The 25,154-nt window shown below is 66.6% G+C and carries 24 protein-coding genes; 14 read left to right on the top strand and 10 right to left on the bottom strand.

The features are described 5' to 3' along the window. The first annotated feature begins 125 nt into the window (after positions 1–125). The 7 genes from hpaD to tsaA all read left to right on the top strand — a co-directional run bounded on the left by hpaD (position 126) and on the right by tsaA (position 6,213). Positions 126–1,001: a 3,4-dihydroxyphenylacetate 2,3-dioxygenase gene (hpaD, locus tag AC07VS_RS26535; protein ID WP_494752455.1), complete on the top strand. Its 876-nt coding sequence runs from the start codon at positions 126–128 to the stop codon at positions 999–1,001. A 41-nt stretch (positions 1,002–1,042) separates the two neighbouring features. Beyond that, positions 1,043–1,846: a 2-oxo-hept-4-ene-1,7-dioate hydratase gene (gene hpaH, locus AC07VS_RS26530; RefSeq protein ID WP_494752454.1), complete on the top strand. Its 804-nt coding sequence runs from the start codon at positions 1,043–1,045 to the stop codon at positions 1,844–1,846. Between the two features lie 8 nt (positions 1,847–1,854). Continuing rightward, positions 1,855–2,673, top strand: a complete 819-nt coding sequence (hpaI, locus tag AC07VS_RS26525) for a 4-hydroxy-2-oxoheptanedioate aldolase (protein ID WP_494752453.1) — start codon at positions 1,855–1,857, stop codon at positions 2,671–2,673. Positions 2,674–2,685: 12 nt separating this feature from the next. Next, on the top strand, positions 2,686–4,134 hold the full coding sequence (locus tag AC07VS_RS26520; RefSeq protein WP_494752452.1) for an NAD-dependent succinate-semialdehyde dehydrogenase: 1,449 nt from the start codon (positions 2,686–2,688) through the stop codon (positions 4,132–4,134). 58 nt (positions 4,135–4,192) lie between these two features. Further along, positions 4,193–5,179 carry a Bug family tripartite tricarboxylate transporter substrate binding protein gene (locus AC07VS_RS26515; RefSeq protein ID WP_494752451.1) on the top strand — a complete coding sequence of 329 codons (987 nt, stop codon included), beginning with the start codon at positions 4,193–4,195 and terminating at the stop codon, positions 5,177–5,179. Positions 5,180–5,380: 201 nt separating this feature from the next. Further along, a complete protein-coding gene (locus AC07VS_RS26510; protein WP_494752450.1) occupies positions 5,381–5,728 on the top strand; it encodes a winged helix-turn-helix domain-containing protein in 348 nt (115 codons plus the stop codon). Next, a complete protein-coding gene (gene tsaA, locus AC07VS_RS26505) occupies positions 5,725–6,213 on the top strand; it encodes a tRNA (N6-threonylcarbamoyladenosine(37)-N6)-methyltransferase TrmO (RefSeq protein ID WP_494752449.1) in 489 nt (162 codons plus the stop codon). Before AC07VS_RS26510 ends, tsaA begins: the two co-directional genes overlap by 4 nt. Positions 6,214–6,219: 6 nt before the next feature. On the opposite strand, the gene AC07VS_RS26500 is transcribed toward tsaA, so the two are convergent. Further along, positions 6,220–6,486: a hypothetical protein gene (locus AC07VS_RS26500; RefSeq protein ID WP_494658833.1), complete on the bottom strand. Its 267-nt coding sequence runs from the start codon at positions 6,484–6,486 to the stop codon at positions 6,220–6,222. A gap of 360 nt (positions 6,487–6,846) precedes the next feature. On the opposite strand from AC07VS_RS26500, the gene AC07VS_RS26495 reads away from it, so the two are divergent. Continuing rightward, complete coding sequence (locus AC07VS_RS26495; protein WP_494752448.1) at positions 6,847–7,629, top strand: MipA/OmpV family protein; 783 nt, start codon at positions 6,847–6,849, stop codon at positions 7,627–7,629. Positions 7,630–7,656: 27 nt separating this feature from the next. Here the strand turns inward: AC07VS_RS26495 and AC07VS_RS26490 are convergent, their stop codons facing one another. From AC07VS_RS26490 to AC07VS_RS26480, 3 genes are all read right to left on the bottom strand, one after another. After that, on the bottom strand, positions 7,657–9,051 hold the full coding sequence (locus AC07VS_RS26490; RefSeq protein ID WP_494752447.1) for a DUF1501 domain-containing protein: 1,395 nt from the start codon (positions 9,049–9,051) through the stop codon (positions 7,657–7,659). Positions 9,052–9,058: 7 nt separating this feature from the next. Further along, positions 9,059–10,801, bottom strand: a complete 1,743-nt coding sequence (locus AC07VS_RS26485; RefSeq protein ID WP_494752446.1) for a DUF1800 domain-containing protein — start codon at positions 10,799–10,801, stop codon at positions 9,059–9,061. Between the two features lie 91 nt (positions 10,802–10,892). Further along, positions 10,893–11,381 carry a hypothetical protein gene (locus tag AC07VS_RS26480; RefSeq protein WP_494658829.1) on the bottom strand — a complete coding sequence of 163 codons (489 nt, stop codon included), beginning with the start codon at positions 11,379–11,381 and terminating at the stop codon, positions 10,893–10,895. Between the two features lie 838 nt (positions 11,382–12,219). On the opposite strand from AC07VS_RS26480, the gene AC07VS_RS26475 reads away from it, so the two are divergent. From AC07VS_RS26475 to AC07VS_RS26465, 3 genes are all read left to right on the top strand, one after another. Then, positions 12,220–12,546, top strand: coding sequence for a hypothetical protein (locus AC07VS_RS26475; RefSeq protein WP_494658828.1), 327 nt, complete (start codon positions 12,220–12,222; stop codon positions 12,544–12,546). Positions 12,547–12,633: 87 nt separating this feature from the next. Further along, positions 12,634–14,223, top strand: a complete 1,590-nt coding sequence (locus AC07VS_RS26470) for a DUF1800 domain-containing protein (protein ID WP_494658827.1) — start codon at positions 12,634–12,636, stop codon at positions 14,221–14,223. Between the two features lie 23 nt (positions 14,224–14,246). Next, positions 14,247–15,521 (top strand): DUF1501 domain-containing protein, encoded by a 1,275-nt coding sequence (locus AC07VS_RS26465; protein WP_494658826.1) that lies wholly within the window; start codon positions 14,247–14,249, stop codon positions 15,519–15,521. 16 nt (positions 15,522–15,537) lie between these two features. Here the strand turns inward: AC07VS_RS26465 and AC07VS_RS26460 are convergent, their stop codons facing one another. Both AC07VS_RS26460 and AC07VS_RS26455 read right to left on the bottom strand, forming a co-directional pair. Continuing rightward, complete coding sequence (locus AC07VS_RS26460; protein WP_494658825.1) at positions 15,538–16,503, bottom strand: Bug family tripartite tricarboxylate transporter substrate binding protein; 966 nt, start codon at positions 16,501–16,503, stop codon at positions 15,538–15,540. 33 nt (positions 16,504–16,536) lie between these two features. Then, entirely contained in the window at positions 16,537–17,658 is a 1,122-nt protein-coding gene (locus AC07VS_RS26455; RefSeq protein WP_494658824.1) for an L-talarate/galactarate dehydratase, read from the bottom strand. Positions 17,659–17,772: 114 nt separating this feature from the next. Between AC07VS_RS26455 and AC07VS_RS26450 the strand changes: the two genes are divergently transcribed. Further along, positions 17,773–18,774, top strand: a complete 1,002-nt coding sequence (locus AC07VS_RS26450; protein WP_494752445.1) for a LacI family DNA-binding transcriptional regulator — start codon at positions 17,773–17,775, stop codon at positions 18,772–18,774. Positions 18,775–19,046: 272 nt separating this feature from the next. Beyond that, positions 19,047–21,431, top strand: coding sequence for a DNA polymerase II (locus AC07VS_RS26445; RefSeq protein ID WP_494752444.1), 2,385 nt, complete (start codon positions 19,047–19,049; stop codon positions 21,429–21,431). A gap of 520 nt (positions 21,432–21,951) precedes the next feature. On the opposite strand, the gene AC07VS_RS26440 is transcribed toward AC07VS_RS26445, so the two are convergent. The 3 genes from AC07VS_RS26440 to AC07VS_RS26430 form a co-directional block, all read right to left on the bottom strand. Next, positions 21,952–22,434, bottom strand: a complete 483-nt coding sequence (locus AC07VS_RS26440; protein WP_494658821.1) for a GreA/GreB family elongation factor — start codon at positions 22,432–22,434, stop codon at positions 21,952–21,954. Positions 22,435–22,633: 199 nt separating this feature from the next. Then, positions 22,634–23,350: a flagellar filament capping protein FliD gene (gene fliD / locus AC07VS_RS26435; protein WP_492350477.1), complete on the bottom strand. Its 717-nt coding sequence runs from the start codon at positions 23,348–23,350 to the stop codon at positions 22,634–22,636. Positions 23,351–23,418: 68 nt separating this feature from the next. Beyond that, positions 23,419–23,934 (bottom strand): DUF4405 domain-containing protein, encoded by a 516-nt coding sequence (locus AC07VS_RS26430; RefSeq protein ID WP_492350476.1) that lies wholly within the window; start codon positions 23,932–23,934, stop codon positions 23,419–23,421. 136 nt (positions 23,935–24,070) lie between these two features. Here AC07VS_RS26430 and AC07VS_RS26425 point away from each other — a divergent pair, with 136 nt between their 5' ends. Beyond that, positions 24,071–24,646 (top strand): Lcl C-terminal domain-containing protein, encoded by a 576-nt coding sequence (locus AC07VS_RS26425; protein ID WP_492350475.1) that lies wholly within the window; start codon positions 24,071–24,073, stop codon positions 24,644–24,646. Positions 24,647–24,673: 27 nt separating this feature from the next. On the opposite strand, the gene AC07VS_RS26420 is transcribed toward AC07VS_RS26425, so the two are convergent. After that, positions 24,674–25,069, bottom strand: a complete 396-nt coding sequence (locus AC07VS_RS26420; RefSeq protein WP_492350474.1) for a high-potential iron-sulfur protein — start codon at positions 25,067–25,069, stop codon at positions 24,674–24,676. Positions 25,070–25,154: the final 85 nt, after the last annotated feature.

The raw sequence follows: 25,154 nt of genomic DNA, 5'->3' as shown, positions 1-25,154 counted from the left end.
ACCCAAAAACGTCGCCGTTTCGCTGGGTAGCCACCACATCCCCCACTGGGGAGTTTGAGCCCGCGCTCGGGCATACCCCCCGAACACACGTCACAAGTCAGAAGTCACAACCAAAGGAGTCAACCATGGGCCAACTCGCGCTTGCCGCCAAGATCACCCACGTCCCCTCGATGTACCTGAGCGAGCTGGACGGCCCGCACAAGGGCTGCCGCCAGCCTGCCATCGACGGCCACCTTGAAATCGGCCGCCGCTGCCGTGAGCTGGGCGTGGACACCATCGTGGTGTTCGACACCCACTGGCTGGTCAACTCGGGCTACCACATCAACAACGCAGCGCACTTCAAGGGCATCTACACCAGCAACGAGCTGCCGCACTTCATCAAGAACATGCCGTACGAGTACGACGGCAACCCGGCTTTGGGTGATCTGCTGGCCCGGGCGGCCACAGCGGCCGGCGTGCCCACCCGCGCCCACTCTGACACCACACTGAATCTGGAGTACGGCACCCTGGTACCCATGCGCTACATGAACGCCGACCGCCGCTTCAAGGTGGTGTCGGTGTCGGCCTTGTGCACGGTGCACAACCTGGCCGACAGCGCTCGCCTGGGCCGCGCCATGCGTGAGGCCGTCGAACGCGACTACGACGGCAAGGTGGCCTTCTTTGCCAGCGGCTCGCTGAGCCACCGCTTTGCCCAGAACGGCGTGGCCGAAGAGTACATGCACAAGATGTGGAGCCCCTACCTCGAAGAGTTCGATCACCATGTGGTCGAGATGTGGAAGAAGGGCGACTGGAAGACCTTCTGCGCCCTGCTGCCCGAGTACGCCGACAAGGGCCATGGCGAGGGCTTCATGCACGACACCGCCATGCTGCTGGGCGCCCTGGGCTGGGATGCCTACAGCGCTGGCGTCGAGGTGGTGACCCCGTTCTTCCCCAGCTCGGGCACCGGCCAGATCAACGCCATCTTCCCCGTGCAACCGCTGACGGCACCCGTCGCCGCCTGAGCCCCTCGCCCAACCCACTCCCGCCCCCAGCACGCACACCCATGTTGTCCCCAGAGACCCTGCAATCGCTCGCCCGCGAGCTCCAAGAGGCGCGCCGAACCCGTGCCCCGTTGCGCCATTTTTCGGCCCGCCACCCCGCCATGACGATCGAGGACGGCTACGCCATCCAACGCGAGTGGGTCAAGCTTGAGCTGGCCGCCGGCCGACGCATCAAGGGCCGCAAGATCGGCCTGACCTCGCGCGCCATGCAGATGGCCAGCCAGATCACCGAGCCCGACTACGCGCCCTTGATGGACGACATGTTCTTTGACAACGGTACCGACATCCCGGCCACGCGCTTCATCGCACCGCGGGTGGAGGTGGAGCTGGCCTTCATCCTCGGCAAGCCCCTCAAGGGCCCCGAGGTGAGCCTGTTCGAAGTGCTGTCGGCCACCGACTACGTGGTGCCCGCCATCGAGATCATCGATGCCCGCATCGAGCAGTTCGACCGCGAAAGCGGCGCCCCGCGCAAGGTGTTCGACACCATCTCTGACTTTGCCGCCAATGCCGGCGTGGTGCTGGGCGGCCGCCCGGTCAAGCCACTGGACGTGGACCTGCGCTGGGTCGGCGCCCTGCTGCACAAGAACGGCGTGATCGAAGAGACCGGCCTGGCCGCCGCCGTGCTGAACCACCCCGCCACCGGCGTGGCCTGGCTGGCCAACAAGATCGCCCCGCACGGCGAGCAGCTCAACGCGGGCGACGTGGTGCTGGCCGGTTCGTTCACGCGGCCCACAGCGGCCAAAGCCGGCGATGCCTTCCATGCCGACTACGGCCCGCTGGGCTCGGTGTCTTTCCGTTTCGTGTGAGGCCAACGATGCAAGCCCTGAGCCCCAACCTGTTCAAACGCGCCCTGCAACAGGGCCAGACCCAGATCGGCCTGTGGGTCGGCCTGGCCGACGACAACGTGGCCGAGGCCCTGGCCGGCTGCGGCTTTGACTGGCTGCTGCTGGATGCCGAGCACGGCCCCAACGATGTGCGCACCGTGCTGTCGCAACTGCGCGCCGCGGCGCCCTACCCCGTGCACCCGGTGGTGCGCCCGGTGGAAGGCCGCACCGCCTTGGTCAAGCAGTACCTCGATGTGGGTGCCCAGACCCTTCTGGTGCCGATGATCGACAGCGCCGAACAGGCGCGTGAGATGGTGCGCGCCATGCGCTATGCCCCGGCCGGGGTGCGCGGCATGGGGGCGGCCCTGGCACGCGCCTCGCGCTGGAACCAGGTGCCGCAGTATGTGCACCTGGCCGACGATGAGATGTGCCTGCTGGTGCAGGCCGAAACCACCGAGGCCCTGAGCCACCTGGCCGAGATCGCCCAGGTGGAGGGTGTGGACGGCGTGTTTTTTGGGCCGGCCGACCTGTCGGCCTCGATGGGCTACCGCGGCCAAGCCAACCACCCCGCCGTGCAGCAGGCCATCACCGAGGGCATTGCCACGGTGCGGGCTGCCGGCAAGGCGGCCGGCATCCTGATGGCCGACCCGGTGCAGGCCCGCCACTACCTGGCCGCCGGCGCGCAGTTCGTGGCCGTGGGCGTGGACACCACCTTGCTGGTGAACGCCGCCACCGCCCTGGCCCGCAGCTTCAAGCCTGCCACCGAAACCACCTTGGCTGCCGCACCGGCCGGCAGCAGCCCCTACTGAACCACCAAGCCCATGCTGACCCTGCAAGACCCCAGCCTGCTGAAGCAGGCCAACCTGATCGATGGCCACTGGGTGGCCGCCCGCAACGGTGCCACGCTGCCCGTGCACAACCCGGCCACAGGCGAGCTGCTCGCCCACATACCCGACGTGGGGGCCGAACAGACCCGCGAGGCCATTGCGGCCGCGCAGCCCGCCTTCCTGCAATGGAAAGAGCGCAGCGCCGAAGACCGCGCCCGCATCCTGCGCCGCTGGTTTGAGCTGATTCTGCAGCACCAGGACGATCTGGCCCTGTTGATGACCAGCGAACAGGGCAAGCCTCTGGCCGAAGCGCGCGGCGAGATCGCCTACGCGGCCTCTTACATCGAGTGGTACGCCGAGGAGGCGCGGCGCGTGTATGGCGAGATCATCCCCTCGCCCTGGCCCGACAAGCGCCTGCTGGTGACGCGTGAGCCCGTGGGCGTGTGCGCCGCCATCACGCCCTGGAACTTCCCGGCCGCCATGATCACCCGCAAGGTGGCCCCGGCCCTGGCCGCGGGCTGCACCATCATCGTGAAGCCGGCCACCCAGACCCCGCTGAGCGCCCTGGCCATGGCCGAGCTGGCCCAGCGCGCCGGGGTGCCGGCGGGGGTGTTCAACGTGCTCACGGGCGGGGCCCGCCCCATCGGCACCGAGCTGACGGCCAGCCCGCTGGTGCGCAAGCTGACCTTCACCGGCTCGACCGAGGTGGGCCGCCTGCTGGCCGCCCAATGCGCCCCCACGCTCAAGAAGCTGTCGCTGGAGCTGGGTGGCAATGCGCCCTTCATCGTGTTCGAAGACGCCGACCTGGACCAGGCCGTGATCGGCGCGCTGGCCTCCAAGTACCGCAACACCGGGCAGACCTGCGTGTGCGCCAACCGCTTTCTGGTGCACGACAGCGTGTACGACGCCTTTGCCGCCAAGCTGGCGGCGGCCGTGCGCACCCTCAAGGTGGGCAACGGGCTGGAGGCCGATGTGGGCCAGGGCCCGCTGATCGACGAGCCGGCGCTGGCCAAGGTCGAAGAACTGGTGGCCGACGCGGTGGCCGGGGGCGCCCAGGTGCTGACCGGGGGCCAACGCCATGCCCTGGGCCGCACCTTCTACGAGCCCACCATCCTGACCGGGGTGAGCCCGGCCATGCGCCTGGCCCAGGAGGAGATCTTCGGCCCCGTGGCCCCGCTGTTCCGCTTCCACACCGAGGCCGAAGCCCTGCAGATGGCCAACGACACCGAGTTCGGCCTGGCCGCGTATTTCTACACCCGCGACTCGGCCCGGACCTGGCGCGTGGGCGCCGCCCTGCAGTACGGCATGGTGGGCATCAACTCGGGCCTGATCTCGACCGCGGTGGCGCCCTTCGGCGGCATCAAGCAGTCGGGCTATGGGCGCGAAGGTGCACGCCAGGGCCTGGAGGAGTACCTGCACACCAAGTACCAGTGCATGGCCTGAAGCCGGCAGCCCTTTCAGTTTTCCGATTCCAGCCACCCTTCACAAAAAGAGAGACACCATGACAAGCACCCGGAGACTTTTCACCACCTTCTCGCTGGCGGCCGCCAGCCTGCTCGCCCTGGGGCAGGCCCAGGCCCAGCCCAACAGCTACCCCGCCAAGCCGATCCGCTGGGTGGTGGGCTACCCTGCCGGTGGCGGCACCGACTTTCTGGCCCGCACCGTGGGCGCCCAGTTGTCGCGCCAGCTTGGCCAGCCCATCCTGGTGGACAACCGCCCCGGAGCCGGCGCCTCCATCGCCGCCGACAACGTGGCCCACTCGCCGGCCGACGGCTACACGATGCTGTCGGCCGACAACGGCGTGCTGGTCTACAACCCCGTGCTGTACAAGAAGCTGCCGTACTCGGCTGACAAAGACTTCGGTACCGTGGGCATGATGGGCCGTTCGCCGCTGCTGATCGTGGCCTCGCCCCAGGCCGGCCTGGCCGACGCCAAGGCCTTGCTGGCCGCGCTGCAGCGCAGCCCGGGCGAGCTGAGCATTGCCACCGCCGGCCAGGGCAGCCCGCACCACCTGGCGCTGGAGCTGTTCCAGCGTGAGTTTGGGGTGAAGATGCTGCATGTGCCCTACAAGGGAGGTGCCCCAGCCTTGCAGGACGTGATGGGCAACCAGGTGCCGCTGATGATGCTGGACCTGCCCAGCGGCATCAGCGCGGTCAAGGCCGGCAAGGTGGTTCCCCTGCTGGCCCTGTCGGGCGAACGCATCCCGCAGTTGCCCCAATTGGTCACCGCGCGTGAACTGGGCCACCCCGCGGTCGAGGCCTACACCTGGCAAGGCCTGGTGTTGCCGGCGGCCACCCCCAAGGAGATCGGCGCCCGCCTGGGCACCGAGCTGCAAAAGGCCATGGCCGATGCCGGCGTGCGGCAGAAGCTGTTCGATGCCGGCTGGGAGGCCCGCCCGGCCGACGCCGCCGACATGAACCGCCTGATCGACAGCGAGCGCAAGAAGTGGCAGCCGCTGATCAAGGCCCTGGGCATCACACTGGATTGATGGGCCCACCAGCCCGGTGCGGCCGCCGTGCCGGGCCTTGACTTGAACCATCGCCCAATCGGCACCCAGGGCAGGCCACTGTCCGCCGAACCGAGAGACCGCCGGCCTCTTGCCATCCAGACGGCTCAGGCTGGTGTGGCGGCCGGGCTAGGGCTGCGTTAGGATCCAAGCCAACAGCCCCTAAGAGAGTCTTCCAGCCCCATGACGACCAGTATCCAGTTTCGGCTCCGAATCCGACGCGAAGAAGAAATCGCCATTGGGCCTGGCAAGGTCCAACTGCTGGAGGCCATCGAGCGCACCGGCTCGATCTCTGCGGCTGGGCGAGAGCTCGACATGTCCTACCGGCGCGCCTGGCTGCTGGTCGACGAGCTCAACCGAAGCCTTCAAGAGCCCGCGGTGATGACCTCGGCAGGGGGTAGCCGAGGCGGTGGAACCAGCCTCACGGCGGTCGGCCAGGAAATCGTGAAGCGCTACCGCGAGATCGAAGCCAAGGCCGAACTGGCCGCCCGGGCCGACCTCAAAAAGCTGCTCAAGCTCCTGCGCCCATGAACGACGATGCGGTTCAATGCCGTCCGATCGGCGTGGTGCGCAGCCGCTTCACCGACCCCATTGGCATGCCCGTCCAAACGGCTGGTGCCCCGCATGAAGTGGCCTGCCTGGAGGTACACGAGGCCTTTGAGGCCGGGCTTCGCGACATCGAGGGCTTCGAGTTTGTCTGGCTGATCACCCATCTGCATCAGGTGCAGGTCGAGCGCCTGGAGGTCGTTCCCTTTCTGGACAACGAGCGCCACGGTGTGTTCGCCACCCGGGCACCGGCCAGACCCAACCGACTGGGTCTGAGCCTGGTTCGACTTCTGCGCCGAGAAGGCCGCTTGCTGCACTTCGCCGGCAACGACATGCTGGACGGCACGCCCGTGCTGGACATCAAGCCCTATGTCCCCAAGTTCGATGTACGCCAGACGGAACGTGTGGGCTGGTTCGCCAAGAACCTGCCCAGCCTGGAGCAGACGCGATCAGATGATCGGATGAGTTAGGGCGCGTTAATTGAACGCTTGCTCAGCCGGCGGCCCGACCCTTTGCAATGCAACCGCCAGGTCTTGTGCATCCACCGCTTTCAGCAAGAGGGACTGGGCAGCGCCATCGGGCCTCAAGAAGCTCAGCACCACATCGTTTGAGCCCATGACAGTTTCAAGCGCCCATTCCTCGACCTGAAGTGCGGGCCTGGCTTGGGTGTCGCAAGTGACCGCCGCGCGCACCCAGACGGTTTGCTCACCAGCGCTACCGCTGCCATCGTCCAGGACGGGCAAGGGTTGACGTCTCCCGAATGGCGCTGGGATCAAGGCCTCGCCCCATGAGGCCGACGTATTGTCCTCCCTCGCCTCCCTCGAGGCGAGGGAGGGCGTGACGATGCCAGAGCGGATTGACTGCATGATGGTCGCCGGGTTCGTTATATTCTTCAGTATATAGTCCTTGCTTGTTGCACGACAAGCAATCGGTGCCTTTCGTGAAGGGCAAGGGTGGCACACGGGTGGGAAACGGGTGCGAGACGGGTGTGTCACCGCATGAAGCACGCCCCACCTTGGTTGGATGGTCGCCCTGCCGGGCTTGGGTACACTCGCGCCGCAACCAGTCCCGGACGCTCGCTCGGGCGTCCCACCATCAAAAGCATGCCCACACCAAGCACCTTCAAAATTCCATGCCCCACCGGGGCCCTGATGGCCTCGCTGCTGGCCGCTTTGGCCACGCTGACGCCAGCGGCCGGTCGTTGTGAGGACACTGCCGCCAAGCCCGACGCCGAGGCCTTCAGCGGCGACATCGGCCTGGGCGTGTTGCATGGCGGCAGCGGCATTCAGGGCGTGTCGGCCCGAACCAGCGTGGTGCCTTATCTGAACTTCGAAAAAGGGCGTTTGTTTGCCCGCATCGATACCTTTGGCGTCAAGACCCTGCCCCTGGGGGCCGGCCATCTGGAGCTGCTGGGCCAGGTGCGCAGCGATGGCTACAAAGGCGGCGGTTGGTCGGCGCGCAAAGACCCGGTGCCCCTGGGGCTGGGCACGCTGCAGATCACCCCGGTGGGCGCCTTTGGCGTGAATGTGCTGCACGACTTCGGCGCCTCGGGCGGCACCCTGGTGCAAGCGCGCTACCTGGCCGAGCTGCCGCTGGGGCGCGTCACGCTGTACCCCGAGTTGGGGCTGGAGCGGCAGTCGTCGGGCTACACCCGCTACTACCTGGGCACCACGGCCGCCGATGCGGCTGCCGCTGGCCGGGCCTACCAGCCCGGTGCGGCCCTGAACCCCTATGTGGGCGGCCTGATTGAGCTGCCGGTGAGCGGCCCCTGGGTGCTGAACCTGTACCTGCGTCGGGTGTTCACCGACCGCAGCCTGGCCAACAGCCCCCTGGCCGGCCCGGGCCACCGCGATACGGCGCTGCTGGCACTGACCTGGCGCTACTGAGCGTTGTCGAGGTGGCCGGGCGAGCCCTCAAGCCCCCATGAAGACCAGATTGCCCGTTGAATAGTTGCCGATGTTGGGCAGCACGCTGACCAGGTCGGTGGCCGACACCCCAAACCAGGTGGCCAAGGTGGCGGCGTACTGGTCCACCGCGGTCGACGGCAACAACCTGCCCTGCCCCACATCGTCAGGGCCGTTGTTGGCGATGACGGGCGGGGTGCCGACGAAGCCTTGCCCCTTGACCGCATCGCCCACCACAAAGTGCATGCTGCCCCAGCCATGGTCGGAGCCGTCGTTGTTGCTGACCAGGGTGCGGCCAAAGTCGGAGGCCGTGAATGCCGTCACCTGCTTGGCCACACCCAGCTCCACCGTGGCCTGGTGGAAGGCCCCCAGCGCGTCGCCCACCGTCTTCATCAAGCCTGGGTGAACGGCCAGCAGGCTGTCATGGGTGTCGAAGCCGCTGATGGACACGAAAAACACCTGGCGCTTGGCACCCAGGGTGGATCGAGCGGCGATCAGACGGGCCACCATCTTGAGTTGGTCCGCCAGGTTGTTGCCGCTCGGGAAGGGGGTGCTCAGGCTGACCCCGTTGAGGGCCGTGCTCACCTGGCTGTTGGCCGAAATGGAGCGGGCACCGACACGGGCGTACTCGTTCTCGAACAGATGGACCCGGGTGGCGGTCATGAGTTGATTCAACGCGCTGCTGCAGGCGGCCGAACCAAACAGTGGCGACTGCAGGCCCGCCACGGGCACCGAGCCGGTGGGGGTCATCTGGTATTGCACGGCCGACTTGCCGGACAGGTAGACCGCATTGCCCGACACACCGATCGCCGTGAAGGTGGCATTGCCATTGCCCGCGGCAAACAGGTCACCCATGCGGCCACCCCAGCCCGAGACGGCACCCTCGGGCGACTCGGACTGCCAGAACGACTGCTGGTCATTGTGCGAGAACAGCTTGGGCGGCAGCGGCACGGAGCCGGCGGTGTACTGGGCCTTGGTGGTGGGCTGGATCAGCGTGCCCACATTGAGCAAGACCGCCATCTTGCCGGCGTTGAACAAGGGCAGCAGGGGATCCAGCCCGGGGGCCAGGGCGTATTGCCGCCCACCGGGCAGCGCGTTGGCGGGCTGCAGCAGCAAGGGGCTCAGGCTGTTGCGGTCGATGGCCAGGTTGCTGCGAAACTGAAGCTGGGCGTTGTAGCTGGCCTGGTCATAGGGCAGCAGGGTGTTGGCGTAGTCGTTGCCGCCGTACAGAAAGACGCAGACCAGAGCCTTGTAATCGCTCGCAGTGGCGGCCGCGGCCTCGCCCATGGCGGCCAGGCTCAGGGCAAAGGGCGTGGCGCTGCCCGCCAGGGACAAGGCAGCACCGCGCTTCAAGAAGGCACGGCGTGAGGCATTGTCAGGATGGAGCTTGGGGAAGTGGTTCATGACAGCCTCACTTTTGCGTGATGTACTCAGGACTGGCCAGCACCAGGGTCAGGGCGGCTTCGATGCGCCGCAGCTGCCCCGCCGACGTGCTGGTCGAGACGGTGGCCACCGCGCTCTGGATCAGGTTCAAAGTGGCGGCCGAAACCTGGCCGCCCGCCAACACCTGGTTGATCTCGGACAACAGAGCGGCCGGATCATTGGCCAGGGGCAGCAAGGTGCTGTAGTCGGCCGTCAAATCCCCGGCCCCGCTGCCGGCCACGACGCGCTGCATCCAGTTCACATAGCCGGCCACCGATGATTCGTTGGTGATCTGGAACTCGGGCCCGCACAGGTTCTGGCTGGCCAGCGCCGTGCCGGGGGGCACATAGCCGGGCCGATAGAAGTTGAACACCGAGCCCGAGCGCATGGGGCTTTGCCCCAGGCGGGTGGCCGGGTCTGAGGTGTCGCCAATGGCCCACTGCCCCGATGGCGAGGTGGCACCGTACGCGCGTGCCCAATTCAGGAAGCGGACCACCGGCTCGCGCAGCTTGCCATAGCTGGGCGAGGCGGCCAGGCTGGCATTGCGGGCCTCCGGGTCGAGCAAGATGGCGCGGATGACCGCCTTCAGATCACCCCGAACGCCCACCCCGTTGTTGCCGAAGGCAGCGGCCACCCGCGACACATAGGCCGCACTCGGGTTGCTGGTGACCAGGCGCTGGATCAGCTGCCGCCCAATGAAGGGGGGCAGGTTGGGGTGATTGAACAAGGTGTCGAGCGCGGTGTTGAGGGCATCGAGCGCTTGGGTGCCCGCGGCAATGGTGGTGCCGAGAAAGCTTTTGCTGCCCGTCTCGTAGTTGCTGGCGTGGTTCACCAACGGCCGCATCTGGTAATCCGGTGGGTAAGGCGCGGTCAAACCGGCCACGTCGACGTTCCACCCCGTGAAGACACGCGCCAGCCCGCTGACATCGGCTTGTTGGTAGGTCTCAAGGCCCGCACCGTGGCTGCCCGTCTTGACGCTGCCGTCAGCATTGAGCTGCAGCAGGCCAATGGTGAAGAGCTGCATCAACTCACGGGCGTAGTTCTCGTCGGGCTCGCTGCCCGTGCTGGGGTTGGCTTTGAGGTTGCCCCGGTAAGTCAGGTAGTACGCCATGGCCGGGCTCAGCGTGATGTCTTGCAGCAGCTGGCGGTAGTTGCCGAAGACGTTCGCCTCCAGGAGGTCGAGGTAATGCCCCACGGAGAACTGCCGCCACTGCGCATTGATGCCCAGCACCGAGACCACACAAATCTCTGACAAGGCCAGCACCAGGCGTTGGCGCAGCGGGTCGCCCGAGCTGATGAACTTGCGCCACAGGGTGTTGTCCAGACCGGTGGTGTTGTTGATGTGGCTGGCATCGGCATAGCCGTTGGCCTTGAGCCAATCGCAATGGCCCTGACTGGTCGGGGCATTGAACTGTGCCGTGATCCAGTCGCTGTAGTTGCTGGCCATCAGGGTGTTGAGGTCGGCCCGGCTGTAGCCCAGCGTGGCCTGGCTCAGAAACCGGCCGGCGTCGGCCGCACTGGGGCCTGCGACGGTCGCCGCCAAGGCCTTGGTCTCAACCGAGCCGCTGGCCAGGCCGGCCTGGCCCTCCCCGCCCCCACAGGCCGCCAGCGTGGTCAACAGCAGGCCCGCCCCGGCCGTGACGGCCACGCGCCCAGGGGCTTCGGGCCACTGCGCCGGTGGCAGCGAGCCCACATCATCGTTCGGCATCGGGGTCTCCAGGTCGGTCAACATGGCGGTTCCTTTCCTTGGTCAATCCCTTGCGGGCGGTGGCATGGGCAGGCTGGCCAGCACCGTTGGGGTGCACAACGCGCCGGCCTTGCCTTTACAGGCTACGGCTGGCGTCGCGCAAGGCCAGATCGGTGGCCCGGATGGCCTCATCGATGTGGCGGATCGCGCGATCCCGCAGGCCGCGCACATCGGCGTAGTCCTCTTCGCGGGCGATGTCGTTGTGCGCCTTGCGCAACAGTTCCATGGCACGGTTCAGGCGGCCGCGGCCGTCCAGGCGTTGGTCTACCGGCGGGTGGTCGTCCAGGTTCTTGCCATCGTCCAGGGCCGCGCGTTTGATCTCGTTGATGGCCTCATTGACGCGCTCCATGGCCGCCTCTTCATCGACGGTGACCCGCAAGTCCCCTGGGCGGTGCGAGAGCAGCCAGCGCGCGGCGCGCAAATCGCTCAAGGCGTGCAGGTAGGCGGGGTGCTCGGCGCGGTATTGCACGCGCAGCGGCTGAGGCGCGGGTTGGGCAGGCACCATCTGCACGGCGCAAGCCATCAAGGGAAGCGTGAGCAAAAGGCTGTAGGGCCAGGTTTTCATGGGTTCTCCTCGTGAAGGTCTGGTGGGGGCGAGGGGTCTCGATTCAGGCCCTGGCCAGAAGGCGCAACAAGCGCCGGGCCCACATTCGTCTGCCCCGGGCAGCGCTGGCCGACTGCGGCCCGGGTGACCTGCCCTGAGGGCAGGACCGCGCCTGCCCGGCTGGCGAGGCGAGCTCGCCTGAGCGGGTCTCACGGGCAATCTCTGAATCCGAGAACATCGGTTGCGCGGGCAGTTTCATGGTCGTTCAACAAGGTCGCCTACGGGCTTGATCCATTTGTAGCGAATACGTTACCGTTCGTTAACTGACCAGGCACTGACTGCCCCGTGATACCCGACAGCCCACCCAGCGTTCGACCGCTGGCAGGCGAAGCGGTGGCACAGTTCGCTCAGGGAGAGAATCCGTTTTGACCAAGCTGCCCGCGTTTGAAAGGCAGCGCAGACGACGCTGTTTTGAAGGCCTTCCCATGGAGCGCGACACGATTCCGTCCCAGCTTTTTACTGAAGAGACGACACCCAGGCGCCGCCCGCCCACCCGAAAGATCGGGGGCCTGGGCGTGGTCGTGATCGCGGCACTTTTGGCCCTGGGGGGCCTCGCCCTGACCAAACTCATCCAATGGCTTGTCAGGCCAGCCAAGAAGTAGAAGAGGCCGGGCCTGCCCCCGCCGGAGCCGCCTGAGCCACCGGCCAAGGCCGGCCCGCACCACGCAAGCCCGCCGCGCTGAGCGTCAAGGTTTACGCAAGCGATACGCAAGCCGGGTCAACTGCGGTTTCCAGGCCCACGTTGTAGGCCCAGGGTACCCAAAACCACTCAACCGCAACATCCAAGCAGGAGATCACCATGAAAAAGCAAGTCATCCTCGGTGCCGTTCTCACCACCCTGGCCTTGGCCGGCTTTGCGCAAACCCCTGCCGCCACCTGGAAGCAGGAGCACCCGCGACGCGCTGAAGTGAATCAACGCCTGGCGAACCAGAACAAACGCATCCAGCAAGAAGCCAAGAGCGGCGAGATCAGCGCCTCCCAAGCGGCTGCGCTGCACCGCGAAGACCATCAGATCCGGCAAGAGGAGCGCAGCATGGCCTCGCTCAACGGCGGTCACATCACCAAGGCAGAACAAAAGGCACTGAACCAGCAGGAGAACAGCGTCAGCCGGCAGATCGGCAAGTAAGCCACCGGCTGCAAGGGCCTTGCCAAGTGCAGCGCTTGTTTTTCAAGCCCCGGGGCCTCTGGCCCCACCTCTGACACCACCGCCATCATGACCCTGAACCCAAGCCAACTGAGCCGACGCCAACTGCTGAACCTGGGGCTGGGTCTGCCCCTGCTGACGGGTGTTGGCCTGGGGCCAGCACGGCCTGCCTGGGCCCAGGCCATGCCGCCGCCACAGGCAGACACCCTTCACCTGTTGAACCGCCTCAGCTGGGGCCCGAGCCCGGCGCAGGTGCAACAGGTGCAGCAGCTGGGCCCCGAGGCCTGGCTGGAAGAGCAGCTGCATCCCGAACGCATCCCCTTGCCAGAGGGCCTGGTGCGCACGCTGCAGGCGCTGCCGTCCACCCAGCTCAGCCAGCGTGAGGCCGTCACGCAATACCGCAACGCGGCCCAGCAGGCCCGGCGCGACCCCGGGGCGGGCAAAGAGGCGCGGCAGGACATGCTCAAGCAGGTCAGCCTGGAGGCCGGCGAAGCCCGGCTCTTGAACAGCCTGATCAGCCCCCGCCAACTGCACGAAGTCATGGTGGATTTCTGGTTCAACCACTTCAATGTGTTTGCCGGCAAGGGGCTGGATCGCGTGCTGGTTGAAAACTACGAACAAGAGGCCATCCGCCCCCATGCCCTGGGCCGTTTCCGCGACCTGCTGGGTGCCACGGCCCACCACCCGGCCATGCTGTTCTACCTGGACAACTGGCAATCGGTCGCGCCCGGCTTTCAGCCACGGCACCCCGGAGCCAAGAATGCGCCAACCGGCCTCAACGAGAACTACGCCCGAGAGCTCATGGAGCTGCACACCCTGGGCGTCGAGGGGGGTTACAGCCAGAGCGATGTCACGGAACTGGCCCGCATGCTGACCGGCTGGACTTTCGATCTGCGTGCCCGTGGCCCGTCCCTGTTTGTTTTCGAGGCGCCACGCCATGACACGGGCAGCAAACGCTGGCTGGGTCAAACCGTGGCATCAGCCGGCCAGGCCGAGGGCGAGTGGGCGCTTGACCAGTTGGCCCGCCACCCGGCCACGGCCCGGCACATCAGCTTCAAGCTGGCCCAATACTTTGTGAGCGACGACCCACCCGCCGCCCTGGTCGATCGACTGGCCCAGCGCTTTTCTGCCACCGATGGCGATGTGCGTGCGCTGCTGAAGACCCTGGTCACCAGCCCCGAGTTTCGGGACCCGGCCCACCATGGGGCCAAGTTCAAGACCCCCCAGCGCTATGTGCTGTCGGCCTTGCGCGCCGCGGCCGTGCCCGTGGTGAACGTGCGGCCCTTGCTGGGCGCACTGCGGCAACAGGGCATGCCGCTGTATGGCTGCCCCACCCCGGACGGTTACAAAAACACCGAGCAGGCCTGGCTCAACCCCGAAGCCATCACGCGCCGAGTCAACTTTGCAAGCGCACTGGCTGCGGGGCGGCTGCATCTGGATCGCCCGGCCCCCGCCCTGGCCACGCCGGGGCGCGGGGGCGGCAACCAACCGCCCCCTGGCGAGTCATCGCCGCGCCCTGCTCAGGCACTCGATGCCGGTACCTTGCTGGCCGCGCTGGGCAGCAGCATCTCGGCCCCGACCCGTGAGGCCGTGCAAAAAGAGCGCGTGGATTTGCAGGCAGCACTGGTTCTTGGCAGCCCCGATTTCATGCGCCACTGACTTTCGTCGACTGGAGCCCCCTCATGCAACGCAGAACCCTGATGTGCGCCAGCCTGGCCGCCGTGACGACGATCCCTTTGGGCCAATATGCGCTGGCGGCTGTGCGCACCGATGCCCAAGCGTCTGAAAGGCCGCGTCGCCTGGTGGTGGTTTTTTTGCGGGGGGCGGTTGATGGCCTGAACGTGGTGGTGCCCTACGCCGACCCCGGGTACGCGCGCAGCCGCCCCACCATCGGCCTGCGCGCGCCAGGCCAAGACGGGGGCACCCTCGACCTGGACGGCCAGTTTGGTCTGCATCCAGCCCTGGCGCCGCTGATGCCCCTGTGGCGTGCCGGCCAACTGGGCTTTGTGCACGCTTGCGGCTCGCCGGACCCGAGCCGTTCGCACTTTGATGCGCAGGACTACATGGAATCCGGCACACCGGGCCGCAAGGCCACCGAGGATGGCTGGATGAATCGGCTGCTGGGGCAGCTGCCACAGGAGGGCACGGCCCCAGGGCCGGCGCCCACGCGCGGCATCAGCGTGGGGCCGGTGCTGCCACGCATCTATGCGGGCCCGCAGGCGGTGGCCAATCTGGCCACGGGTGATGCGGCCAGCAAACCCATGGCCTTGGACCGTCCGCGGGTGGGGGCGGCCTTTGACAAGCTGTACGCAGGCCAAGACAAGCTGGCCACGGCCTACCAGGCATCGCGCCAGGCCCGCCGCGAAGTGATGGACTCGCTGCAAGGTGATGAGGCCATGAGCCAGGAGATGGCGGCAGCCAACAACGGCGCACCGCTGCCCAACGGCTTTCCGGCCGATGCCGCCCGTTTGGCCAAGCTCATGCGAAATGACCCTCGGGTCCAGCTGGCTTTCATGGCGGTCGGTGGCTGGGACACCCACGCCAACCAGGGCGCAGCCACCGGGCAGCTTGCCAATCGCCTTCAACCCCTGGGGCAAGGCCTGGCCAGCCTGGCCCAGGGCCTGGGCCCGGTGTTCGAAGACACCGTGGTGTTGGTGATGTCCGAGTTTGGGCGCACGGTTCGGCAAAACGGCAATGGCGGCACCGACCACGGGCACGGCAATGTGGTGTGGGCACTCGGTGGCCCGGTCGCTGGCGGCAAGGTGCATGGCCGCTGGCCGGGGCTGGAGCCCCAAGCGCTTTACGAAGGCCGCGATCTGGCCGTGACCACCGATTTCCGTGCCATGCTGGCCCAGGTGGCCAGTCGCCATCTGGGGCTGGCGGACCCGCAGCTGGCAGCGCTGTTGCCCGGTTTTCAGGCCCCTGTGGACTTGCGGCTGGACTTGATCCGTGGCTGAGGGTGGACGACCCTGATCAATCCACGCTGATCTTGCCCTGCTCAATGACCTGCCTCCAGCGGGCATGTTCGCGCGCCTGAAACTCGGTGAACTGCTCGGGCGTGCTGCCAACCACCTCAAAGCCCAGCTCCAGCAGCGGTTGCCGCACGGCCGGCTCGTTGAGGATGGACAGCACCGCGGCATGCAGGCGGGTGCGAACCTCGGCGGGCACGCCCTTGGGCAAGACCACCGCTTGCCACGAATAGACCGTGGCGCCCTTGTAGCCCAGCTCGTCCATCGTGGGCACCTCGGGCAACAGCGGCGAGCGCTGGCTGCTGGTGATGGCCAGGGCACGCAGCTTGCCGGCGCGCAGGTTGGGCAAGGCGGTGTTGATGTTCATGAACGAGGCATCCACCTGACCTCCGAGCAGGTCCTGCAGCGCGGGCACGCCGCCTTTGTAGGGGATGTGCAGGCCGGTGGTGTGGGTTTCGAGCCAGAACAGTTCCGCAGTCAAGTGATCGCTGGTGCCATTGCCCGCCGAGGCAAAGCTCAGCTTGCCGGGTTGGGCCCGCATGCGCTCCAGCATCTGGGGCACGGTCTTGTCGGGTGAGCCGGCGCGCACCGCCAGCACATTGGGGGCCTGCACGAGCACGCTCAGGTCGTCAAAATCTTTCAAGGGGTCGTAGCCCAGGCCCGATTTCAAGTGGGGGCCGATCACCAAGGGGCCGAGCGAGGTCACCAGCACCGTGTGGCCGTCGGGCGAGGCCCGTTTCGCCACCGCCGTGCCGAGGGTACCCCCTGCCCCAGGCGTGTTCTGAACCACAAAGATGCCGCCCCCCAGCTTGGCGGGCAGGCGGTTGGCCAGGGTGCGGGCCACGGAGTCGGTGGTGCCACCTGGCGGAAAGGGCACGATCAGGGTGACGGGACGGTCGCCGGGCCAGCCTTGGGCTTGAGCCAGCAAGGTGGTGCAGGCCAGTGTGAATGCAGCAATCAGGGCTTTCATCATGTCTCCTCGGGTGGGTATCGTGGTCCGGCCTCAGGCCGAGAAGCTGGCTTGCTCACGCGTCCAGTGGCGGGCCTGCTCGCTCAGCGAGAGGCCCAGGCCCGGGCGGCTGGGCACCAGCATCCGCCCGTTGCGGATTTCGATGCGTTCGTTGAACAAGGGCTCCAGCCAGTCAAAGTGCTCCACCCAGCCTTCACGCGGATAGGCGGCCGCCAGGTGGATGTGCAGCTCCATCGCAAAATGCGGGGCCACCAGCAAACCGGCATGGTCGGCCTGGGCGGCCACCTTGAGGTAGGGGGTGATGCCGCCCAGGCGCGGCGCATCGGGCATCAGAAAATCCGCGGCCCGGTGGCGGATCAAGTCCATGTGCTCGGCGGCGCTGGTGAGCATCTCGCCGGTGGCGATCGGGGTGTCGAAAGCCTGGGCCAAGGCGGCGTGGCCCTCGTGGTCGTAGGCATCGAGCGGCTCTTCGATCCACACCAGGTTGAAGGGCTCGAACGCCCGGCACATGCGTTGCGCGGTGGGGCGGTCCCACTGCTGGTTGGCGTCCACCATGATGGCCACCCCCTCGCCCAGGTGGGAGCGCACCGCCTGCAAGCGCGCCAGGTCCAGCCGGCCATCGGGTTGGCCCACCTTGAGCTTGATGCCACCGATGCCCCGTTCGATCGAGGCTGCCGCATTGACCAGCAACTGTTCGGTCGGCGTGTGCAAAAAGCCGCCCGAAGTGTTGTAGCAGGGCACCGAATCACGGTAGGCGCCCAGCAGCTTGGCCAGCGGCAATTGGGCGCGACGGGCCTTGAGGTCCCACATCGCCACGTCGAAGGCCCCAATGGCCTGGGTGGCCATGCCGCTGCGCCCCACCGAGGCACCGGCCCAGCACAGCTTGTCCCACAGCTTGCCGATGTCGCTGGCGTCTTCGCCCAGCAGTGTGGGCGCCACTTCACAGGCATGGGCAAACTGGCCCGGCCCGCCGGCCCGCTTGGCATAGCTCAGGCCCAGGCCGCGCTGGCCATCGGCGGTTTCCATTTCGACAAACAGCATGGCCACCTCGGTCATGGGCTTTTGCCGGCCCGTCAGCACCTTGGCGTCGCTGATGGCTTGGGCCAGTGGCAGGTAGCAGGACGAAACCTGCAATCGGGTGATGCGTGAATCCATGGCTTGTTAACGTTAACAAATTGATTGAAAAAAGAAGCAGGCCGATGCCTGCCGACGCAAATGTTATCGTTAACATTGCTTCGATGCCTGGTGGTTTTCCCTGATCATTGCTCGATGTCCTCTTCTCAGCCGCCCAAAGCCACCACCTTGCACGATGTCGCCCAGGTGGCCGGGGTGTCGTTCATGACCGTGTCACGCGCGTTGAACACGCCCGATCGTGTGTCACCCGCCACGCTGGACAAGGTGCGCCAGGCGATTGCAGCCACCGGCTACATCCCCAATCGGTTGGCCGGGGGCTTGAAATCCAGGCGCAGCATGACCGTGGTGGGCCTGGTGCCCATCATTTCGGTGGCCCAGTTTCTGCCCACCGTGCGCGCCCTGACCGAAGCCCTGGATGAGCAGGGCTACCAGTTGATCCTGGGCCAGATGGGCTACGACCACGCGCGGGAAGACAAGCTGATCACCACCATGATGGCGCGCCGCCCCGATGGCTTTGTGGTGATCGGCAAACTCAACTCTGCTGCCGCCCGCCAGCAACTGCGCACCGCCGGCATTCCCGTGGTGGAGACCTGGGACCTGGTGCCCGACCCGGTGGACATGGTGGTGGGGTTTTCGCACCAGCAGGTTGGGCGGGCCGTGGCCGATCATTTTCTGGCGCGCGGCCTGACCCGCCTGGCCGTGGCCACCGGGGATGACGACCGGGCTCAAAGCCGGCTGGCCGGCTTTTTGGAGCGTGTGGGACATGAGGTCCCCGTGGTGGTCAACCCCGCCCCCAGCAGCCTGGCGCACGGCCGTCTGGCCCTGACCGGCCTGCTGAAACAAGACCCACAACTGCAGGCGGTGTATTGCAGCTCGGATGTGCTGGCACAGGGGATCCTGGTCGAGGCCGCCGCCAGGGGCCTGCGCATTCCGCAGGACCTGGCCGTGTGTGGCTTTGGCGATGCCGATTTTGCGGAACACCTGTTCCCCTCACTCAGTTCGGTGCGGGTGGATGGTGCATGGATCGGGCGCCAGGCCGCTCAGATGATGCTGGACCGCTGTGCCGGCAAAACGCCGCCTGAGCGCAGGGTGGACGTGGGGTTCAGTGTGGTGGCTCGGGCCTCGAGCGGCGGTTGAGGCCGGGCGGCCTGGGGATTGACGGCCACCCCTGCCCCTGAACGAGGGCCGTGCCGCCTCAGAACCAGGCCCAGATGCGGCGCAGCAATGCGGGTGCCGGTCGGGAGGGGCGGGCGGGCCGGAACACGTAACGGGGTGCTTTGTACATGGGCTTCTCGGTGCGAGTATGGCCAATACTGTACAAAATATCAGTATCATGAGCAAGCACCCCCACCCATCAACCTGTTCGCCCATGGGGTCACGCATGGGCCCGCGCCAGCATCCTTGATCTGATGTCCTCCGTGCCCGCACCCACCGAGCTTTCGGGCTTCCTGCTCACCCGCCACTGGCGCGATCTCGCTGAGGGGACCGAGATCGAATACTGGCTGGCCACCGACCAGGGGCCGATGAAGGTGCTGTTGACCCAGCAGACCTCGGTCGCCTTTGTGTCGGCCCACCATCGGGCGGTGGTCGAGGCCCAACTGGCCAAGCTGCCAGGCCTGGAGCTCAAAGAGCTCGGTTTGAAAACCTTCGACCAGGCGCCCGTGCTCGGTGTCTATGCCCGCAGGTTCCGCGACCTCAGCAAGCTGGCGCAAGCCCTTCAGCCTCTGCAGATCCCACTCTATGAGGCCGATGTGCGCCCGCACGACCGATACCTGATGGAGCGGTTCATCACCGCCGGTGTGCTGGTCGAGGGCGGGCTGCGCGAAGGTTCTACCCTGGTCAACGGCCGCTTGAAGCCCTTGCCGGCTTGGCGCCCGACCTTGAAGGTGGTGTCGCTGGACATCGAAACGAGCGCGACCGAGGCGCTGTACTCGATCGCCTTGGACGGTGCGGGCGACCGGGTGGTGTTCATGCTGTCGCCGGCGCCAGCGCCGGCCGAGCCAACGAGGGACTTCAGGCTGGTGTACTGCCCCACTCGCCAGCAGATGATCGAGCAGCTCAATGCCTGGTTTGCGGCCCATGACCCCGACGTCATCATCGGCTGGAACGTGATCCAGTTCGATCTGCGGGTGCTGCAGAAGGCGGCCGACGCGTGCGCCGTGCCACTGCTGCTGGGGCGCGAGCATCGCCCCATCGCGTGGCGCACCCACCCGGGCCGCCAGGGCTACCTGTTCGCCCCCATGCCGGGCCGCGTGGTGATCGATGGCATCGAAGCCCTGAGGGCGGGCATGTGGAGCTTTCCGTCGTTCAGCCTCGAATCGGTCTCACAGGCCCTGCTGGGCGAGGGCAAGGAGATCGGCGATGCCTATGACAAGATGGCCGAGATCGAGCGACGTTTCCAAACAGACAAGCCCGCGCTGGCCAGCTACAACATCCAGGACTGCGCGCTCGTGTTGCGCATCTTCGACCAATTGGAGCTGCTGCCCTTCATGCTCGAACGAGCCCAGACGACGGGTTTGCAGGTGGATCATTTTGGCGGCTCCATCGCCGCGTTCAGCCACCACTACCTGCCACGCATGCACCGCCTGGGCTACGTGGCCCCGAACGTGGGGGACATCGCGGCCAAGGCCTTCCCGGGCGGCTATGTGATGGACTCCACGCCGGGCTTCTACGACTCGGTGGTGGTGCTGGACTACAAGAGCCTGTACCCCTCCATCATCCGGACCTTTCTGGTCGACCCCGTGGGCCTGGCCGAGGGATCGCACGCCGATGCCGAAAGCGGTCTGGTGCACGGGCCGCAAGGCACGCTGTTCTCGCGCGACAAGCACTGCCTGCCCGACATCGTGACCACCTTGTCGACGGCCCGGGACGAGGCCAAGCGCTCGCGCAACCAGCCGCTGTCGCAGGCCCTGAAGCTGCTCATGAACTCCTTTGCCGGCGTGCTGGGGGCCTCGGAGTGCCGATTCTTCAACCCGAAGCTGGTGTCCGCCGTGACCCTGCGCGGCCACGACGTCATGAAGCTCACCCGGACGTTCGTGGAGCAGCGCGGCTACCAGGTCATCTACGGCGACACCGACTCCATCTTCATCTGGCTCAAACGCCAACACCCCAACGCCGAAGCCCACGCCATTGCGGCCACCCTGGTGCAGCAGATCAACGCGTGGTGGACCCGCAAGCTGCGTGAGGAGCAGCAACTGGAGAACTTTCTCGAAATCGAGTTCGACACCCACTATGCCAAGTTCTTCATGCCCACCATCCGAGGCTCGGAGGTCGGCAGCAAGAAGCGCTACGCCGGCCTGAGCGTCGATGAAGCGGGGCGTGAGGAGATGGTCTACCGCGGGCTGGAGATGGCGCGCAGCGACTGGACCGCGCTGGCCCGGCAGTTTCAGGAGGGCCTGCTGTCGCGCATCTTCCACGGTGAGCCCTACCGGGCCTATGTGGCCGACTACGCGCGCTCGATGCTGGAAGGCCAGATGGATGCGCTGCTCGTCTACCGAAAACGGCTGCGTCATGAGTTGGATGCCTACCAGGTCAACACCCCACCCCAGGTGCGCGCAGCGCGCCTGGCCGACGCCCACAACGCCCGGCTGAACCGCCCCCAGCAATACCAGCGCGGGGGCTGGATCCAATACGTGATGACGCAAAACGGCCCCGAGCCCCTGGAGGCCCGGCATTCGCGAATCGACTATGAGCATTACCTCGCCAAGCAACTCCAGCCCATCGCCGACGCGATTCTCCAGCCCTTGGGCGACAGCTTTCTGGCCTTGACCAGCGCGCAGAAGCTGCTGTTTTAATCGACAACAAAGTCCGTCCGTGGTCGTGACGAGTCGTCGTCTGTTTGAACTCTTGAGCCGCCTGGTCAGGCCACACGCATGGGGCACCCCGGCCAGTGGCTCGCGGCTGATCCCTGCGTTGGATGCCGGCAAGGCGACGGAGCGCGCGGTTCCGAGCACCAACCTGTGGCATACCTCAACCGTCGCGGTGTCGTGAAAACTGGCGACGAGAATACCAAAGCGCACCGAGTCCCAACAAGAGATACGCCACGCATGCCAGCACGAAGGCCTTGGGGTGATCCTCGAAGTGGATGACCCTCGGGTGAGGGCCTTTGCCTATCTGCCATCTGTCTTCCACGATGGACCTCAGCGTGACGAAAACGAGCACGCCCCCCGCGATGCCCGCTGGCAATGGCGACCGTATACGCGGCCCACCATCCGGGTCATAGGTCAACTTTTCCCAGAGCGTCATGGCCTCCATCATCGCTCCATTCGACGTGTTTGGCGCAAGAGGGCGTGCTTGCCAGTGGGCTGCTCTCAATCATGCCACCTGCAACACCTCAAACCGCTGGCGGACAGGCCCGGTGCCAATCACCACCTCATCCCCCTCCCCTTTGCCCAGCAAAGCGCGGCCCAGCGGCGCATCGCTGCTGATGACCTGAACGATCTGGGTGCCGCTGTGCAGCTTCATGCTGCCGCCGGCAGGGCCCAAGAAAAGGTGCTGCTGCTGGCCGTTGGGATCGGCCAGGCAGACCCGTGCGCCCAACTGGATGCCCAGGCCGGCATCGTAGGGGCGTGGACGAAACTGGCGCCAATGGGCCAGGGCCTGGCGGATGGCCTCGGCGCGGCGCGCCTGGCCGGTGGCCAGGTAGGCGGCTTCGAGGCCCAGGGTGTCGTATTTGTTCTCGGCGATGTTTTCTTCGTGGGTGGCCGCTTCATGGGCCTCGCGCAAAGCCTGTTCGACCTGCAGCAGGTCTTGGGCCAGGCGGTCCAACACCTGCTGCTGGAGCATTGACTTGTCCATGGTGGATGAGAGTGGGGCGGCTCGCATCAGCGATGCGTGCAAAGGAGGAAGGGGGCAGCTTGGGGTGATGAGGAACAGGCCCTCACCGGTTGAGGCGCGCTGATCGTAGCAGGCTCTGTGGGCGGTGACGCGGGCCACGCGGCCTTTGGCCTGCAAGGGCTTCACACCGCGCGCCAGGCACGGCCTGGTGCTGGCATCGCTATGAACCCGAGGCCTGCTGATACACCGACAAGCCCGTGCTCTGCTGCAGGCTGAGCATGGCCTTTTGCTGCTGCGCCAGGGCGCTGCTGTGCAGATTGAGTTTGGCCACACTGGCGCCCACGTTGCCGTCGCCGGCCAGTTCCTTGTTGGCTGCGGCCTGCACTTGCTGGCCCAACTGGGCCAGGGCCGCCCTCACGCCGGCCGGGTCTTTGGCCAGGGCGGCGGCAAACTTGCTGGCATCTTGCTTCAGGGAGCCATCGGCCTGCACCGACAGCCCCAGCTTGCTCATGGCGCTCTGATTGGCCACGCCACCGGTCAAAGCGCCATCCAGATCGCGACCGACACGCCCCGCCGCTTGGGCCGCCTGGCTTGAGCCCGACACGGCTGCTGTGGTCTTGGCCGCCTTCACCGCCGCATTGAAGGCATTGAAGAAATCCCCGGTGGCTTGGGTCACCTCCGACGCTGACGAGACCGATGACAGCTGGGTCAAGGCCTGCGCAGCCGTCTGACCGGTCGCCAACGCCGACTTGAGCTGGCCAAACGATGACAACTGGGCGGTGGTGGCGCTCGCGTCGGCCTGGATGCGGGTGGCCGTCTTGGTCAGGGCCGCCGACGCCGCCGCCAAGGCACCCGTCGCTTGGGTGGCCTGAGAGCCCGACCCGTTGGAGGCCGAAGCGCTCAGCAGCGTGTTGAGGTAGGCGGTGTTGATGTTCATGGCAGCGCCAACACTACCACTTCACGCCCCCGCAGATCGCCCGATTTCAGGGGCCATCGGCCTGCTTTTCAGCGTGCTGCGCCAGCCCGCCCTTGCGCCAGGGTCTTGAGGGCGAGGCCCAGGCGCTCGCGGTCCTTGCCCACGGCCGCAGCCAGCGTGGCCTCATCGTCGGCCAGTGGGATGCCCGCTTCGGCCAGGGCCTGGCGGGCCTGCTCAGGTGTCTTGCCATACAGGGGGGCCAGCAGGCGGATGGGCGCGCCCGACACGGCCTGGAGGGCCAAGCCTGGGGTGGATGGGCCTTTGGGGGCGCCGCCCGACCAAGGCACGAAAGAGCCGGCCAGCACCAGGGCCAACAGCAGCATGAGCCACAGGGCCGGCCCAGGCTTGAAATAACGCTTGAAGCCGAACCAGTTGGCCAGCGCGTGCACCACCACCGCGGCCACCATCAGCCAACCCACCCATTCGTGCAGGGTCTTCTGAAGGCTGTTGTCCCAGTGGAAGAACATCAGCAGGCCGGTGGCCCCCATCAATACAAATACACCGATGGTGAGCGGCGTGGCCCACTCACGAGAAACCTTGATCATGAAACGAATCCTTGAAATGTCACACACGCTGCAGCCCTTGTGCGGGGCCCCAGCCGCCTCATTTTGGCGAGCCAATGTGCAAGCAATTTGAAGAAACGCAAGCCGGTGCACAAAGAGCCTGGGCACAATCCGGAACATGATCATTGCCCTGCCCCGCTCGTTGGCTGTTTTTCTGCTGCTTGGTGCAGCCCTTGGCGTGCAGGCCGCAGCACCCGAGCCTGCAGCGTTGCTGGCTGGCGATCCGCACAGCGACGAGGTTCGAGAGACGGCCTCTGGGCTGGTGTGGGCCCGTTGTGCCGAAGGCATGCGCTGGAGCGGCAGCCACTGCCAGGGCCGCCCCATGCTGCTGACCCGGGCCGAGGCCATGAAGCGTGCCGCCGAGCGCCAGCGCGACAGCGGGCTGGCCTGGCGCCTGCCCACTGCCAAGGAGTTGCAGCGCCTGGTCAAGCTCAACCGCCAGGACGAGGGCCTGGACCCCAAACTGTTTCCGGATGCGCCCCTGGGCTGGCACTGGTCGTCCACGACGCGCGCCAATGGCCAGGCCGTGAACGCCTACCGCTACGACAACATCACCCGCGGCGTGTCGGGCGAGTCGGTGAACCGGCTCAGCTTTCTGCAGGGCTGGTCGGTGGACCTGGGCACGGGTGAAATGAACGGCGAGGTGGCGAAGAAATCGGAACTGCCGGTGCGGTTGGTGCGCAACGAACGCTGAGGCCGATGCGCCGACGCCCGTGAAGGATCAGCCGGGCTTGCGCTCCCAGGCATTGCACCAGCCTGCGGCCGCCACCTCTTTGCCATAGAACAGACCGCAGCCCCCCTGGGGCTGAGCTGCATCGCCGGCATACAAGGCGCAGTTGGCGCAAGTCTGGCCAGGTTTGTAACTGGGGTTCTTGCCCGGGTCGACCCGGGTCGCATCGGCGCGGTAGGCCAAGCCCACTGCGCCGGGGTCGGATTCGTCGAGCAAGCCTGAGCTTGCCTGGGCCCGGGCCAGGCGGGGGGCCGCGGCCCAGGCGCCCAGCGCCAGCGCGGGCAGGCCCAGCAGCCACAGGCGGCGCGTGGAGGGGGGCCGGGCGTTGGCCGCAGGGTTGGGGAGTGAAGAAGTGGTGAGCAGCATGGGGTGCTTGGGGTGCGTCATGACCGCACTATAGAAGCCGCGCAGATCACCTGTGCGGCGCTCGGAATAACGCCGAGATGGCGCAGGGATGACGCTGGGATGACGC

This window comes from Curvibacter sp. GW821-FHT01G03 (genome assembly GCF_059422285.1).
Note: the sequence above shows the minus strand (reverse complement) of the source record. Positions and strands in the feature narration are given on the sequence as shown.